We start from the raw sequence: 16,544 nt of genomic DNA on the forward strand, positions 1-16,544 counted from the left end.
GTTGTTTTGTTTACACCCATTTCATACGCAGGCAGGACGAAGAAGTTTCAAATTCGGCGCATCGTTTTTTAAAAAATCTGTCTCCATTTCGACAAAATCGCCCAACGCCTTTCCGCCCGCCGTTTATAACGGGGCAGCCCGCGGTAAATATGCAGCGCTTCGCCGAAGGCCCGCTTCGCCTCTTCTTTATTGCCGAGCTTGTCGTAAATGCGGCCCAGCTTGTAGCTGCCTTCGCACGAAGAAGAGTTGATTTTGCGGAATTGCTCCAAATATCGGATAGCCCTGTCCGACTGTACGGGAGCGAACGCTTCCCCCAATCGCAAATACGGCTCCCCGTATTTCACCCGCTCATTCATGTCCAGACTTTGCAGGATGAGACGTTCCCCTTCTTCCAGCTGCCCGAGCTTCAACCGGCATAACCCGATTTCATAAACGACATCGGCCGAATCGTAGACGGAGCTCACCTGCTCGATCAGTTCCAACGCTTCGGCGTACTTTTCCTTCTCTATATAGAGACGAGCCGCCTCCAGCTTGTTGCCCGCGTGATGCGGCGCCATGGCGAGCTCACGCTTCAGCCGCGACAGGCGCCGGCTTCGCCGATACGGCTTCAGCAAGCTGGGCGACAATCCGATAAACCTGCGGTCGAGCATGTACAGTACAACGAGAACGATAATGATTGCGAGAAACGGGTTCCCGACCAGCCACCATATAAGGGCAAACAGAAAAAATTTGCTCACCTCGCCACCTCCGCTTCCATTTTACCATATGCAAGGAAGCATACATACAGACTTTGGCCGGAAATGCCACGTTCGACCTTTACAAAAACACTAAAAAGAGAAGTGGAAAAGAAAAAGACGCGCAGCGTGTGTGCGCATCTTAATAGACAGGCTATGGGAGCTGCTTAATTTCCGCGCAAGCGTCCAATCCGTCGTGCGCGATCCATTGCAAGCCTTGCGGCACGATAGCCCGGTAACGAATCGCGCCGTCCTCGCCTTTGCTCCACTCGGCTTTGATCGTGCCGTAGCGGGTAGGTACTTCACCGCGCGCAGAGCCGACATCTCCGGGACGGAAACGGAAATGGACGACGCCGTCCCCGAGCTCGCTTACGTCGATGCCGAGCACGTAGCGGGTCAGCAAATAAGTAGGTGCCGCCCCCCAGCCATGGCAGAAGCTGACGGGAACATCGTCCCGCAAATAAGTCGGCGTATTGCCCATATACGGTCCGGGGACGGTGCTATGCGGCGAATCGGGATCGAATGTCTCCCACCAGGTCGTTGCTCCGCGGGACAGCATCTCGCCCCAGTACGAGCGTATTTTCTCGATAGCCCGGTTATCGAAGCCGCACGAGAACAACGTTTCGAGCACGATATGATAGAAAAAGGCGCCTTTCAGCTCGGGCGTCCGCCCTTGCTCGTACTGGTCGCGTATATAACGGTCCGCTTCCTCCCCTTCCGTCACGCCCGACCAGATCGCGGAGAAATTCGTCTGTGCCGTCGACTGTATGGACAAGCCTTCGTCCGTCAAGCAATCGGCGAACTCCTCGCGGCCTTCCAGGCGCAGCTTCTGGCGAATAGCCGCCTTCAGGCTCTCTCCCCGCTCCCGCCAGTCGTTCGCCTGCTCGGCCCGGTCCGTCGCTTCGGCCAACTCGCCGGCCAATCCGAGAGCTTTCGCATAGAAACAATTCACCGCCGTAACGCGGTCCCTGCGGTCGATATATTCGGCCCAGTCGATAAAGCACCACCACGGTCGGCGGTTCGCCTTGGCGAACAACCCGTCCTCGTCTTCTTGCGCCCGGAACCAGTCGAGCAGACGAACGATCGAGGGCCACAGCTCCGCCAGAAACGCCTCGTCCCGCGTATAAGTCCAGTGCTCGTATACGCCGAACAGCCAGTGCGCGCAAAAATCGGGAAGGATTTTGCCGTTCCGCTCCGGCCCCGTACCCGGTATCGCCCCCTCGGGGAGCTGAATGCGCGCTCCCTGGAGCAAGCATTTGCGCAGCAGTCGGGAATCGCCGAACGTTTGGTATATGACCTTGCCCATGACGATCGCATCGGCGATCCACAGCGCTTTCTCCCGAAGCGGACAATCCTCCAGGTGGTCCTGGCTGTTCACGATCGTCGTATACGTGCCGACATCCCAGATTCGGTTCAACAGCGGGTCGCTGCATTCGAATGTGCCCATTTCGGCAAAGTCGTAATGAACGAAGCGGACCCCGAACAAACTAACGGCTACGGGGGCGGACGCCGCCTGAACGACAAGCTTGACATAGCGGAATGCCCGTCTTCCGAACGGCTCCAGACGGTTGCTCCCCTGCTTCAGCATAAACGTATCGTAATGGGCCAAGTCCAACGATTCGCCGTAATGAAGCTGGATGACGCCACCCTCCGGCGCTTGAAGCTCGATTTCGACGTATCCGACGGTTACCCGGCCGAAATCGAATACGACGGCGGGCATCGCTCCCGGCGTACCCGCCTCGATACGCATTGCCGTACTTTGACCGGATTCCGTCCTGCCCCCGGCTTCGCTTAGCATATACTCAGCCCCGTCAACGGTACCATAATTGGCTTCCGTACGGACGATCGAGACGGGAGACACGAACCGCCGACTCAAAAACGGAATTTCCCTCGGCAGCAGCCGCGGCCACGGACTGTCGGCGGACATTGCCGGGGCGATCGCGACCGCCCCGGGCCACCCGGCGTCGTCATAGTCCACGCCCTCCCAGCCGTCCTCACCGTCCGCCAAATAAATTTCGCGGTAGCCTCCCCACATATGCTGACGCGTCACTTTAGTCACCCAGCGCGGGGATCTTCTGCACCTCCAGCTGTCGTCCGTGCATACCCGCTGCGTCTCCGATCCGAATGACAAGTCCAATTGAGCGATGATCCCGCCTGGACCTTGCGCCTGCTCGATTACAATTTCTTTCGTGCCGAAATTATAGGCTAAAATGGCGATCGCATTTCGCCCTGAGCGAAGCAGACTGCCGACCTCGATCGAGTCGAAATATTTCCAGGCGTTGTCGGAAGGAGACGGCCCCCGTCCGGCCTTCGTCCCGTTTACGTATACGATATACTCCTGATTTGCCGAAATATGCAGCATCGCCGTCTCCGGCACACGTTCCAATTCAAATACTTTCCGCGCTTCCAAGTATACGTTGGGCGTATTTTCCGGCAAATCGTTCCAGATCCACTGCGCTTGCCAATCGATCGGCTTCATCGCGCTTCCCTCCTGTTTCGTCCGCGGATTCGCATCTATTCGTCCGTCCTCAGTGTAACGGAATCGTCGCGGCATAACAGGCGCGGATTTTGCCATTTGCTAGGCGTATTTTGTCACTTTTGTCATGCAGCCGCCGGGCGGAAAGCCTCACTCCGAGCGAAACTTGCGGTCGCGGCTGGTCCGGCGCCGCAAATAAGGTTCGTTTCAGCACTATCCGCTTCGTTTTCCTGCTCCGGGCCAACAATAGTGCTGGTTTCAACCTTGTTTCCTTCGGCAAGCCGACTTCCGACCGAATTTCATCCTCCCGCGCCACAAATAAGGTTCATTTCAGCACTATCCGCTTCGTTTTCCCGCTCCGGGCCAACAATAGCGCTGGTTTCAACCTTATTTCCTTCGGCAAGCCGACTTCCGACCGAATTTCATCCTCCCGCGCCACAAATATGGTAACACTTTGGTTCCACTTGGGACAGACAGAAAAAAGGTCCCGGAGCGGCTTAACGCCGTACCGAAACCTTTTTATGCCGGCACCGCCGCATAACGCTTTGCCGCTTACTTCAATTCCACCACGGTCACGCCGGCCCCGCCTTCGCCATAGTTGCCGAGCCGGTAGCTTTTCACGTGCTTGTGCCGTTTGAAATAATCTTGCAGTCCGGCGCGGAGGATGCCGGTCCCTTTGCCGTGAATGACATACACTTGGCCAAAGCCGTTCAGGAAGCTTTCGTCCAGAAAACGGTCCGTATCGAGGATCGCTTCCTCCAGATTGCTCCCCCGCAAATCGAGCTCGGTGCGGATATTCTCGTCCCGGCTCCGCTTCACCGTGGCCGATACGTGCTGGACCGGCTTCGCCGCCGGCGCCGATTTGATCAGCTCGAGGTCCGCTTTGTTGACCTTCATTTTCAAAATGCCCAATTGCACCGTCATTTCTCCGCCGCCGGCCGCCTCGACCACATGGCCTTTCTGGCCGAGCGACATGACGCGCACCTCGTCCCCGACCTCGATCGTCTCCGCCTTCTTCTTGGCGGATTTAGGCACATCCCGCTTGTCGCGCAGCTCGGGAACCGCCTGATCGAGACGTCGCTTGGCGTCGATGAGCTTGTGTTCCTTGATCGCGCCGCGCTCCTCCATAGCGAGCCGCCTCAGCTCGCGGATGACCTCGTCCGCTTCCCGCCGCGCGTTCGCGACCGCGTCCTTGGCCTCCTGCTCGGCTTTGGCGAGCAGCTTGTCGCGCTGCTCCCGGAACTTCTCGCGATCGTCCTCGAGCTGGTTCCGCAGCCGCTCTACCTCGCCGCGAAGCTGCTCGGCATTGCGGCGTTCCGCCTCGGTCGTCGCCCGATTGGCCTCGAGGGATGCGATCATCGTCTCTACGCGCTTATCGTCCTCGTCCACGTGACCGCGGGCCATCTCCAGAATCGGCCGCGGCAGGCCGAGCCGTTCGGCGATCGCGAACGCGCTGCTGCGGCCGGGAACGCCTACGAGCAGCCGGTAAGTCGGACTGAGCGTCTGCACGTCGAATTCCATGCTTGCATTGATCACGCCCTTGCGTTCGAATGCATAGGCTTTCAACTCGCTGTAGTGCGTAGTCGCCACGACCCGGCAGCCGATGCGGTGAATATATTCGAGCAGGGCGATGGCCAGAGCCGATCCTTCGGACGGGTCGGTGCCCGCTCCCAGCTCGTCGAGCAGCACCAGGCTTTTCGGAGTCATTCCTTTCAGGATGGATATAATATTGGTCATATGGCTGGAAAACGTACTCAGGTTTTGCTCGATGCTCTGCTCGTCGCCGATATCGGCGTAAATGGCGTCGAATACGCATAGCTGGCTGCCGTCCTCGGCCGGTATGAACATGCCGGACATGGCCATCAGACTGAGCAGACCGATCGTCTTCAGCGATACCGTCTTGCCTCCCGTATTCGGGCCGGTCACGATAATCGTACTGAATTGATTGCCAAGCTCGACATCGAGCGGCACGACCGCGCCCGGATTCAAAAGCGGATGACGCCCTTTTTTCAGCTTCAGAAATCCGCGGTCGTTCATCATCGGCAGCGTCGCCTTCTGTGCGCGGGCCAGTCCCGCCCTGGCGAATATAAAATCGAGCTCGCCCAATGCTTCTACGGAGATGCTCAACTCGTCCGCCGCTTCGGCGACATATCCCGACAGCATGATCAAAATTTTCTCGATCTCGCGTTCCTCGGCGAGCTTCAGCTCGCGCAGCTTGTTGTTCAGCGTCACGACCGCTTCCGGCTCGATAAACAGCGTCGCTCCGGACGCGGACTGATCGTGGATCATTCCGCCGAAATGGCTGCGGTATTCCTGCTTGACCGGTATGACGTACCGGTCGCCGCGAATCGTGATCAGCGAGTCCTGCAGCATTTTCTGTATCGACGGGGTGCGGATCATCTGCTCCAGCTTCTCCCGCGCACGCGATTCGCTCGTTCGCAGCTCATGGCGGACCCGGCTCAGCGCGGGGCTCGCGCTATCGAGAATGTCGGCTTGGTCGTCGACGCACGATTTGATTTTGTCCTCGACGGTCTTGTTCTCGCTGACCGGCTCGGCCGCCTCCGTCAACGACGCGACCGGCTCGGACTCATGAACCGTGTGCAGAAACTTTTTCAGCTTGCGGCCGCCGCCGATCGTATTGGCGATATCGAGCAGCTCCGAAGCGCCAAGCGTGCTTCCGATGCGCGACCGCTGAAGCGCGGACCGTACGTCGCGAATGCCCCCGAACGGGACTCCGCCCTTCAGCCTGTCCACCTTCACCGCTTCGTCCGTCGCTTTCAGCAGCCGCTTCACTTCTTCGAAGTCCGAGCTCGGCTCGAGCGATTCGGCACGAGATTTGCCGAGCGACGTAGCGGCATGCTCCGCCAGCTTCAGTCGTATTTTGTTATATTCCAGCGTCAGCAGTACTTTCGGGTTCAAAACGTTGTCAAACTCCTTCCATCCGAAAACGAGCAGTTTTCATTATTATATCCGAAGGCTTCCCGATTAGCTATTGAACGATCGGTTTTAACGATTTTGCCCGCCGCGGCGGTTCGGTAATAATTGGCGAACATACTGTGGGCCGCTTGGGCAAAAATAAAGATTGCACCGATATCGCCGCCAGAAACCGGGATGCAAGTTGACGAATCGCGGACCGTAAAACGTTCGCGACCATTCCAAAGGAGGTAGCGTACATGCGATTTCTTGGCCATGTAGTCCGATTTATCGTTGCAGCCATCGTGCTGATGTTTGTCGGCTGGATCGTTCCCAACTTTGCCGTCGGAGGCTTCTGGAGCGCTTTGTTCCTGGCCTTGGTCATCGCGGTATTGGGGTGGATTGTGGAAGGAATTTTCGGCAAACGGGTTACGCCGTTCGGACGCGGCATCGTCGGATTTCTGGCGAGCGCAGCTGTCATCTGGCTAGCCCAGTTCGTCGTCGGCGGCGTCACGGTGACGGTAATCGGTGCGATTTTGGCGGCGCTTGTGATCGGGATCATCGACTTGTTCATTCCGGTCAGTACCCCGTTCGATGCCGGACGGAGCAAAGAAGAAGCCCGGTAATAGGTGGTGCCATCCGAAAGCGGTCTGCTCATGAGCAGGCCGTTTTTGGCGTTTCCGCCATCCTTTCCCCCTATATGTCACAACATATTCACAACTATTTCACCAAGCCTTCACCAGACTGTCACTGCTTTCCATCTCCCGATCCGCTATAATGAGACTCATTGGAACCTAAATAATCGATACCACGCCATGGGAGGTTTTTATTGTATGAAAAAGACGCTAGTATACTTACTTGCCTTGATCGTCGTGCTCGTGTTGGCCGCTTGTGCCAAGAAGGAAGAATCGAGCGGCGCCGGCGCGCCGGCAGCCGGACCGGCTACCGGCGAATTGAAAATTACGGCCACCAACTGGAAGTTCGACAAAACCGAGTACAAGGTGAAAAAAGGCGAAACGTTGACGGTCAAGCTGGATAGCACGGAAGGCGCGCACGGCATCAAAATCGATAAAATCGGCGACATCGGCACGAACAAAACGAAAGATATTACGTTCGACAAAGCCGGCACCTACGACATCACGTGCAGCATTCCTTGCGGAAGCGGCCACGCCACGATGAAAGCGAAGCTGATCGTAGAATAATAATACGGTACACAAAAACGGTTCGGAGCCTAAAGCCCCGAACCGTTTTGTTATTGTACGCAGTAAATCTTTCTCACTGTCTTGCCCGCGCTTGCCGCTTACCGCGAATCTAGCGCGCTGCGCAAGCCGTCCCCGATAAAGTTGAAGCACATGATCGTCAGGAAAATCATGAACCCGGGAATGAGCGGATACCACGGCGCCTTCAGCATAATCGTCAAGCTTTGGGCGCTTTGCAGCAGGTTGCCCCAAGTCGCGTGCGGCGGCTGAATTCCCAAGCCGAGGAAACTCAAGCTCGACTCGGTCAAAATCATCGAGCCCATCTGCAGCGTGGCCGAGACGATAACCGGCGCGATCGCGTTCGGCAATATATGCACGAAGATGATCCGGAAATCCGACATCCCCATCGTACGGGCCGCGTCCACGAACTCGCGGTTCTTGATCGACATGATCTGTCCCCGCAGCAGCCTCGCTTTGCCCATCCAGCCGAACAGAACGAACACGACTATAATGTTGAACAGGCTCGGCTTCAAAATCGTGACGACCGTAATGAGCAGGAACAGCTGGGGAAAAGCCAGCATCACGTCGACGAACCGCATCAGAATGCTGTCCAGCTTCCCGCCGTAATAGCCGGCGAGAGCCCCGACCGCTACCCCGATCGCCACATTGAACACGACGGAGAAAATTCCTACGGAAAGCGATACGCGCGAGCCGTACAGCACCCGGCTGAACAGATCGCGGCCCAAATCGTCGGTGCCGAACCAATGGTCGGCGCTCGGCGGCTTCAGCCGGTTGAGCAGGTCCTGCTCGGCCGGATCGTGGGTCGCTATAAGCGGAGCGAACAACGCCAGTAAGATGATCGCGGCCATGACGAACAAACTGATGACGGCCAGCTTGTTTTGCTTGAACCGGGCCCAGGCGCGGTTTCGCGGCAGTACCGGTTTTACTGCGGGTGTTGTTGTAATGGCAGCTTCCATCGCTTACACCTTCGCCCCTTTCTGATCGATGCTCACCCGAGGGTCCAGGGCAGCGTACAAAATATCGGCGATGATGCTGCCGAGCACGGTCAAAAAGGCGCCCACCGTCGTAATGGCGAAAATGATCGGGTAATCCCGCTGAAAGGCGGCCTCGATGAAGAGGCGGCCGATACCGGGAATACTGAAAATCGTCTCGATTATAAGCGCTCCGCCGAAAAACGAAGGCAGCATCAGCCCGAACAAGGTGACGATCGGCATAAGCGCATTGCGCAAACCGTGCACCGTAATGACCCGACCGTTCAGCAAGCCTTTGGCTCTTGCCGTCCGCATATAGTCCTGGTGGATGACCTCGAGCATGCTGGAACGGATATACCGGGTCCAGATGGCGATCTCGGCGGCAGCCATCGTGCCTACGGGCAAAATGAGGTGCTGGATCCGATCCGCCATGCTGAACGGAGCGTTGATCGTCTGCAGGCCGCCCGAAGGAAGCCAGCCCAGCTTGACGGCGAACAGCATCATCATCACGAGCCCCAGCCAGAAGCCGGGAATGGAAATGCCTACGTTGGATATGGCCGTGACGATCTGATCCAACCGGGAGTTCGCTCTCAGCGCGCACGCAATACCGAGCGGAATCGCGATCACCATCGCGAGCACGAAGCTCGATACGGTCAACAACAGCGTCGTCGGCAGACGTTCCCATATCAATGTGGATACCGGATCGCTTTTCAGAAAGGACGTTCCGAAGTCTCCCCGCACCATGCCGCTGAGCCAATCCCAATACTGTAAGTAAAGCGGTTGGTCGAGCCCGAAGGCTTTGATCATATTTTCTTTGTCAACGGCTTTAATGGTCGGATCCTCGAGGAACGAGGAGAGCGGACTCCCCGGCGCCATATGGATGATCGCGAAGGAGATGATCGTGATGCCGAGCAGTATCGGAATGGCGTTAAGCAATCGCCTCAGCGCGTAAAGAGCCACCGGAAGTCACTTCTTTCGTTCATTTATTTGGTGAAATACCACTTCTCGATTTCCTTCAGGCTGTCGCGATTCACGTTGAAGCCTTCCAGATTGCTCGGATAAGCCATCGTCGTCGTCGGCGAGTACAGGAAGGTGTACGGCTGATCTTCGGCGATCAGAGCGTCGATTTTGTTAAGCAGTTCTTTGCGCTTCGCTTTGTCGAACGTGTTCAAGTCTTCGTCGATCAGCTTGTCGACTTCGGCGTTTTTGTACGAGACGGTGTTCAGTCCTTTCTCGATTTCCGCCGAATGCCAGATGCCCTTCGGGTTCGGATCTCCCGAGATGGACCATCCGTAATAGATCGATTCGAAGTTTTTTCCTTGGAAATTTTTCGTAAAGGCGGAACCTTCCACCACTCGCGGCGTCACGTTGATCCCGACTTTTTTCAATTGCTGCTGAACGACGGTTACTCCTTTTTCGCGAACCTTGTTGCCTTGGTTCACTTGCATTTCGAACTCGAAGTTTTTGCCGTCCTTATCCAAAATGCCGTCGCCGTTCGTATCTTTCCAGCCCGCTTCCGCAAGCATCTGCTTCGCCTTTTCCACATTGAAGTCGAATTTCGGCACGTTGTCCGTATAGGTCCAGTAGGTCGGAGACGTTTGGCTGTTCACGACTTTGCCCTGTCCCTCCACAACGCCGTCCACGATGCCTTTCCGGTCGATCGCCGTCGTCAGCGCTTGACGCACTTTCTTGTCCTGGAACAGCGGGTTGGTCAAGTTCCACCCGATAAACAAATATTGGCCGAGGGCGATACCTTTTTGCAGCTTGATTTTATTGTTCGTTTTGGCGAACTGCTCGACTGCCGCCAGATTGTCGGCCGGAACCGCGATGACGTTGATTTCTCCGGTTTGCAGCTGGGCCATCATGGCGTTCGCGTCCGGAATGATTTTCGCCGTCACTTTCTCGATCGACGGCTTGCCGCCGTAATAGTTTTCATTGCGGACGAAGCTCAAATATTGGCCTTGCTTCCACTCCGCCAGCTTGTAGGCGCCGGAACCGACCGGCTGCTTGAAGAAGGCCGACTTGTCCATTTCCTTGACCGGAACGTCCTTCAGCAGATGCTGCGGCAAAATGTTGTAGATCATCATGTCGATATAGCCGGCATGCGGCTCCTTGAAGGTAATTTTGACGGTCGTGTCGTCCACCTTCTCGATCTTCTGCATTTTCTCGAACGTCCCTTTGCGGGGACCCGTGTAGTCCGGATTGATCGGGATGTTGTAGGTGAAGACGACGTCGTCTGCCGTTACCGGCTTGCCGTCGGTAAATTTGGCGTCGTTGCGGATTTTGATCGTCATCGACAGCTTGTCGTCGGAAAAGACCGGCTGACCGACCGCCAGGTCCGGCACGATATCCTGTTTCTCATCGAAACGGTACAGCGTGCTGAAAACCATCTCGATCACTTCGCTGGATATCGTCGTTGTCGCCCAGAAACGGATAAAGCCTTGAGGGTCGGACAAGTACGCGGTAATAATTTCGCCGCCGTCTACTTTTTCTTTCGCCGGCGCGGTCGTGTTGGTCGAAGTTCCGGAAGCGGCCGGCTGCCCGGTCCCGCCGTTCGAGGTCGAGGAGCACCCGGCCAATACGACGGAAGTGCCCAATGTCGCGACCAGCGCTGCGGTCGCCAATGTACGATACGGTTTGAACATCATGAATAAATCCCCTCTCCTGGTTGAAAACTGTTTCTTATATGAAATGGCACGAGGCGTAATGCCCCGGCTGCACTTCTCTGAATTCGGGCCTTTCGCTGCGACAGCGGTCGGTGGCGTGCGGACAGCGTGGATGGAACGGACAGCCGGAGGGCGGGTTGGCCGCATTCGGCACTTCGCCGCTCAGCACGATCCTCTCCCGTTTGAAATCCACATCGGGCTCCGGAACGGATGACAACAGCGCTTGCGTATAAGGATGCTTGGGACTTGTAAAAAGCTGATCACGGCTTGCCGTCTCCACAACCCGGCCCAAGTACATGACCGCCACCCGGTCGGAAATATTCCGGACGATGCTCAGATTGTGGGAAATGAACAAGTAGGACACCTTCGTCCGTTCCTGCAAGCTGCCGAGCAAATTGACGATTTGCGCCTGGATCGATACGTCGAGTGCCGATACGGCCTCATCGGCCACGATCATTTTCGGCGAAAGCGAGATCGCGCGGGCAATCGCGATGCGCTGCCGTTGTCCGCCGGAAAACTCGTGCGGATACAGTCTCGCGGCCTGCGAGCTCAACCCTACGGTTTCAAGCAGCGATTCGGCCTCCTTCATCGCTTCCTTCCAGCTCTTGCCGGCTTGAATGACGAGCGGCTCCGCAATCGCGTTTCCGACCGACATTCTCGGGTTCAACGAAGCGTACGGGTCCTGAAATACGCACTGCATGTCTTTGCGGAGCGGTCGAAGCTGCCGCTGGCTCAGCTTGCCGATCGATTTGCCGCCAAAGCGAATGTCGCCGCCGGTCGGATCGAGAAGGCGCAGCACGAGTCTCCCCACCGTCGATTTCCCGCAGCCGGACTCGCCAACGATGCCGAGCGTCTCGCCTTCGTACAACGTCAGATTGACGTCGTCGACCGCTTTGACCGCCCCGGATTTGGAGCTTCTTCCGATCGGAAAATATTTTTTCAATCCTTGCACTTCGAGAAGAGGAGCGTTCATCGTTCTAATCCTCCTTAGTTAATCCCCCATACTTAAACCCCCGAAAGTGGAGCTGCCCTCGTAGGCGCGTCTCCTGTACTTTCGGGGGAGGCCCCCTGCGGATCCCCCAAACCTGTATCGAGCCGAGTTCGCCTGCCGGCTGCTCAGGCTTTGATGCAGCGGACGCTATGTCCCGGACGAATAACCCGGAGCTCGGGCAAACGTTCGCGGCATTCTGCGGTCGCGATCGGACAGCGGTCCGCGAATCGGCATCCGGGAAGCACCGTGCCTGCGGGCGGCACACTGCCCGGAATCGGGACCAGCTTCTCGATGCTGCCCTGCATGCGCGGCGTCGATTGCAGCAGTCCTTTTGTATAAGGGTGCAGAGGCGACGTGAATATCGACCGGACGTCCGCCGTCTCCACGATTTGACCGGCATACATGACAATAACCCGGTCTGCCATCTCCGCGACGACGCCGAGGTCGTGCGTAATGAACAACACCGACATACCGGTTTCCTTCAGCAATTGACGCATCAAGTCCAGCACTTGAGCCTGGATCGTCACGTCGAGCGCCGTTGTCGGCTCATCCGCGATCAGCAGCTCGGGTTGGCAGGCCATCGCCATGGCCAGCATCACCCTTTGCCTCATGCCGCCGGACAATTGATGCGGGAATTGCTTGCGGGTGCGCGTCGGCTCGGGGAAGCCTACGCGCCGCAGCCATTCGTCCGCTATCGCGTTCGCTTCGGGCTTCTTGACGTTCAGATGGCGAACGATCGCTTCGGTCATCTGCAGCCCGATCGTCAGCACCGGGTTGAGCGACGTCATCGGCTCTTGAAAAATCATGGAAATTTGGCGCCCGCGAACCCGCGACATTTCCCGCCGATTGAGCTTCAGCAGATTTTGCCCGCGGAAGCGGATTTCGCCTCCGGATATCGTTCCCGAACGGGGCAGCAGCTGCATGATGGATAAGGAGGTCATGCTTTTGCCGCAGCCCGATTCGCCGACGAGCGCAACCACTTCGTTCCGGCCGATTTCGAAGTCTATCCCGTCAACAACTGTAATTTGTCTATTTTTATCCTGAAATGAAGTTTTAAGCGTTTTCACCTGTAATACTGGGTCGATCACGACGTTCACCCCCGCCCAAATCCGTGCAACAAAATAGCACAAAATCATTTTACTTATTTTCTCCCTTGTTGTCATTAAATTTTTTTTCCCATTTTTATGATTATATAAGAAACATTATTACATAAAAGCGTTAAAGGAAAACAGCTTTAAAGGATGCACGCTTTAATGAAAATGCGCATTAACGAAAAACCGCCTTAATGGATGCCTTCTTTAAAGGAGCAAAGCAAAAAGCCTTCCGGCACAGGCATTTCCGCCTGGCAGAAGGCTCGTGGAATAAGCTTGGCGAAACAGGAATTTCCTGTGAAAATCGTGACGTTAGGTGCCAATATTCGATACTATCGGCCTATTGATCGCGTCGATTTCACCCAACGAATATCAGCGTATACCCACGTGCGGTCCATCGCCAGCGACCGCCTTCCGCACTCACAATTTCGGGGGGGATGGAGGCGAACAGATGCGTTCCGCGGTCCGTCGCTCGCTGGGAGAAGAGACTTTTAGCGGCCTAAATATCACCATATTTGAATTGATACTTCACGTTGCAAGTATTTTTCGACGTAAAACGTTCACAAGTACTGCACAATTTGAAACCGTTATTAACGTAGATTGGTTTATTGATTTCCGAAAGCTCAATGGAATCAATAAACAACGCTCCAAGGCTTGCGCCTCGGAGCGTTTATGCAAGATGATATAGGATAAAGCTGATTTGCTAGTTCGGCCGTTCCTTATTCCACAGCTCCATCAGCTTGTTCGTCAGCTCCGGCGTATATTGGATCGTATACCCGGCGGATACGGAGCCCTCCAATGTTCGTTGGAGCCTTTCGGAAGGGATTACGATCATTACGTGAACGGCGATGATGAACAGTATGATCGCTTCGAGCAACGCCAACGCCGCTCCGCTCCATTTGTTGAACGTCTTCAGCCCGGGTATGGAAACAATCAGATGGAGCAACCGTCCGACGACGGACATCCCGATTTTGACGACAAAGAAAATAACGGCGAACGCTACCGCGTTGTAAAAATAAACGTTCCATTTCAGTCCTTCCACAAGAAACGCAAACTGTCCGTAATTCTGAAGCCGGTCCAATGGGAGAAAACGTGCAACTGCCGGAGAGACGTCATCATACAGCCAATAAGCGGCCAAGTATGCGATGAACAATCCGGCAATCGAGACGAGCTGGGCGACAAAGCCGCGATGGTAGCCGAGGAAGAGCGCTGCGGCGACCAGAACGGCGGCGACGATATCCAAAGTGTTCATGGAGTCCATCCGCTATTCGTAACGGTACTTCATTCTTTCTCGACCAGTTGAATCCATTCATTGAATTCGTTCTGGAGCTTGGAATACTCTTCCTGAAGCTTCCGGTACTTCAATTGCAGGCCCGCTTCCTCGCGCCGTTCGTTTTGCAGCTGCTCCAGATCGTACCGCAGCGTGCTGCGCTCTCTCTCGAACGTCTCGGTCATATCCGCGCGTTCGACTTCGAAAGCTTCCCGCTCCGCCTCCAAAGTCGCCTCCAGCCGAGCGATTCGCTCCTGCTCGCGTCCCTGGGCGGCTTGCTCTACGGCTGCTGCCGCTTCCAGCTTCGCCTTCAATCCTTCGATCTCAGACTGCCACTCGGCAAAGGCGCGGTGCCGCTCTTCATCGAATGAGCGCAGCAGATTTTGGCGTTCTTTCTCCAACGCTTGCTCCAAGCCCGATTCGCTTTGCTCAAGCGCTCTCTCCTTCAGACGGCGTTCTTCCGCAAGCGCCTGCTCTCCTTTGCGCCGTTCGGCCAGAAGCGCCTGCTCCATTTTGCGGCGCTCGTCCTCCAGTGCCTTGACGGCTATTTGCCGCTCCGCTTCCAGTGCCTGCCTGTTTTTGCTCCGCTCTTCCTCGACGGCCTGATCGGCTTGACGCCGTGCCTCTTCGACGGCCGCTTGTGCCTGCGAGCGAGCATCCTGTAACGCGGTCTCCGCTTGCAGCCGCGCCTCTTCCAACGAGGACTCCGCTTCATGGCGAGCCTTCTCCAGAGCTTGTTCTCTCAAGCGTCCTTCTTCCGATGCCTGTCGGCCTTTAAGACGCTCTTCCTCCAAAGCCCGCTCCCACCGGCCCCGCTCTTCCGCAACGGCCTGCTCCCGGCTGCTCTTCTCTTCTTCCGCGGCTTGCAGTCCGCCGAGACGCGCCTCTTCCAGCGCCTCGAGCGCCAGCTTCGCTTCATTGCGCAGCCCCTCTGCCGCCTTGTTGTGCTCTTTTTGCTGGGAGACGATTTCCTGAAGCAGCTTTTCTTCCTGCTCCCTCATCAGCTTCTGCTTCAGCTCGAAGCTATCTTGTAATTTTTTGTATTCCTCCATCATCTTGAGGTTGGTCTCGCCTAACCCCCGGTTGTTCTTGTCCAGCAGCCAGTTATCCTTCTCCAGCCGTTTGCTTCTGAGCGTCTGCTTTTCCAGTTTCTTCTCGAGCTCGCGGTTCGCTTCCTGCAGCTTCTCCAACTGCTCCGCATGCTCCAGGGTCATCGCTTCCCTTCCCGACCGCTCGGCCTCAAGCTCCCCTTCGGACGAGAGCACGTGCTCGCGGACCCGTTCCAGCTTATCGGACAGCTCCTTCTCGCGTTGGCGCAGCTCGTTCGTTTCCCCTTCGGCCGATTGTTGCAGGGCGTGGAAACGCCGTTCCAGCTCGGCATACTTTGTTTCAACTCCTCGAGCCGTTTGGAGCTGCGCCCCTGCTTGCTCGAGCTGTTCCTTGAGCTTGTTGCTTTCCTTCTCCAATTCGGCGAATCCCGTTTCTTGGACGCCGACCTTCTCCTCGAGCTGACCTTTCGCAACCAGAAGCTGTTCCGTCGCCTCACGCAGCTTCGCCAGCTCTTCGGCATGTAGCTCGGCTAATGCCGTCCGCTCCAGAAGCTCCGCTTCCAGTGCTGCCTTCAGCGTTTCCTCGCTTTGGCTCCGCGCTGCCGCCAACGACTGCTCGGCTTTCTGGCGCTCCGCCGCCAGCGCCGCCTTCAACGCTTCTTCGCTCTTGCTTCGCTCGGCCGCCAGCGCCCGCTCCGCCTGCTGACGCTCAGCCGCAACCGCGGACTTCAGCACTTCCTCGCTTTGGCTCCGCGCTGCCGCCAACGACTGCTCGGCTTTCTGGCGCTCCGCTGCCAGCGCCGCCTTCAACGCTTCCTCGCTCTTGCTTCGTTCGGCCGCCAGCGCCTGCTCCGCTTGCTGACGCTCAGCCGCAACCGCGGACTTCAACGCTTCCTCGCTTTGGCTCCGCACTGCCGCCAACGACTTATCCGCTTTCTGACGTTCCTCTTCCAGCTGTTGCTCTGCGTTCAACAATTCTTCTACTAGCAGTTGATCCGCCTTCTCGCGCTCCGCTTCCAACGCCGCCTTCAACGCTTTCTCGCCCTCGCTCCGCGCAGCCGACAGCGCCTGATCCGCCTTCTCGCGCTCCGCTTCCAGCGCCGCCTTCAGCGATTCCTCGCCCTCGCTCCGCGCAGCCACCAGCGCTTGCTCCGCCTTCTCAC

Annotated in this window: 12 protein-coding genes; 2 read left to right on the forward strand and 10 right to left on the reverse strand. The window is 56.8% G+C overall.

What is annotated here, in order from left to right; translation table 11 throughout:
• Nucleotides 1-68: 68 nt before the first annotated feature.
• The 3 genes from FE784_RS15055 to FE784_RS15065 form a co-directional block, all read right to left on the reverse strand.
• A complete protein-coding gene (locus FE784_RS15055) occupies nucleotides 69-737 on the reverse strand; it encodes a tetratricopeptide repeat protein (protein WP_139603029.1) in 669 nt (222 codons plus the stop codon).
• 151 nt (nucleotides 738-888) lie between these two features.
• Nucleotides 889-3,213: a family 78 glycoside hydrolase catalytic domain gene (locus tag FE784_RS15060; protein ID WP_139603030.1), complete on the reverse strand. Its 2,325-nt coding sequence runs from the start codon at nucleotides 3,211-3,213 to the stop codon at nucleotides 889-891.
• A gap of 549 nt (nucleotides 3,214-3,762) precedes the next feature.
• Nucleotides 3,763-6,129 carry an endonuclease MutS2 gene (locus FE784_RS15065; RefSeq protein ID WP_139603031.1) on the reverse strand — a complete coding sequence of 789 codons (2,367 nt, stop codon included), beginning with the start codon at nucleotides 6,127-6,129 and terminating at the stop codon, nucleotides 3,763-3,765.
• A 254-nt stretch (nucleotides 6,130-6,383) separates the two neighbouring features.
• On the opposite strand from FE784_RS15065, the gene FE784_RS15070 reads away from it, so the two are divergent.
• Nucleotides 6,384-6,749 carry a phage holin family protein gene (locus tag FE784_RS15070; RefSeq protein WP_139603032.1) on the forward strand — a complete coding sequence of 122 codons (366 nt, stop codon included), beginning with the start codon at nucleotides 6,384-6,386 and terminating at the stop codon, nucleotides 6,747-6,749.
• Between the two features lie 207 nt (nucleotides 6,750-6,956).
• Nucleotides 6,957-7,325, forward strand: a complete 369-nt coding sequence (locus FE784_RS15075; protein ID WP_139603033.1) for a cupredoxin domain-containing protein — start codon at nucleotides 6,957-6,959, stop codon at nucleotides 7,323-7,325.
• 98 nt (nucleotides 7,326-7,423) lie between these two features.
• Here FE784_RS15075 and opp4C read toward each other — a convergent pair whose 3' ends face one another.
• The 7 genes from opp4C to FE784_RS15110 all read right to left on the reverse strand — a co-directional run.
• Complete coding sequence (gene opp4C / locus FE784_RS15080; protein ID WP_139603034.1) at nucleotides 7,424-8,299, reverse strand: oligopeptide ABC transporter permease; 876 nt, start codon at nucleotides 8,297-8,299, stop codon at nucleotides 7,424-7,426.
• A 3-nt stretch (nucleotides 8,300-8,302) separates the two neighbouring features.
• Nucleotides 8,303-9,274 carry an ABC transporter permease gene (locus FE784_RS15085; RefSeq protein WP_139603035.1) on the reverse strand — a complete coding sequence of 324 codons (972 nt, stop codon included), beginning with the start codon at nucleotides 9,272-9,274 and terminating at the stop codon, nucleotides 8,303-8,305.
• A gap of 23 nt (nucleotides 9,275-9,297) precedes the next feature.
• The gene (locus FE784_RS15090) at nucleotides 9,298-10,962 is read right to left on the reverse strand and encodes a peptide-binding protein (RefSeq protein ID WP_246132034.1); all 1,665 of its coding nucleotides are present in this window, start codon (nucleotides 10,960-10,962) and stop codon (nucleotides 9,298-9,300) included.
• A 34-nt stretch (nucleotides 10,963-10,996) separates the two neighbouring features.
• Nucleotides 10,997-11,953: an ABC transporter ATP-binding protein gene (locus FE784_RS15095; protein ID WP_139603036.1), complete on the reverse strand. Its 957-nt coding sequence runs from the start codon at nucleotides 11,951-11,953 to the stop codon at nucleotides 10,997-10,999.
• A 143-nt stretch (nucleotides 11,954-12,096) separates the two neighbouring features.
• The gene (locus FE784_RS15100) at nucleotides 12,097-13,059 is read right to left on the reverse strand and encodes an ABC transporter ATP-binding protein (protein WP_246132035.1); all 963 of its coding nucleotides are present in this window, start codon (nucleotides 13,057-13,059) and stop codon (nucleotides 12,097-12,099) included.
• A 706-nt stretch (nucleotides 13,060-13,765) separates the two neighbouring features.
• Complete coding sequence (locus FE784_RS15105) at nucleotides 13,766-14,314, reverse strand: CvpA family protein (protein ID WP_176706234.1); 549 nt, start codon at nucleotides 14,312-14,314, stop codon at nucleotides 13,766-13,768.
• 29 nt (nucleotides 14,315-14,343) lie between these two features.
• A partial coding sequence (locus tag FE784_RS15110; RefSeq protein WP_218103778.1) for a coiled-coil domain-containing protein occupies nucleotides 14,344-16,544 on the reverse strand: 2,201 nt, incomplete at its 5' end.

Source organism: Paenibacillus hemerocallicola (assembly GCF_006265175.1).
GTDB lineage: Bacteria > Bacillota > Bacilli > Paenibacillales > NBRC-103111 > Paenibacillus_AB > Paenibacillus_AB hemerocallicola.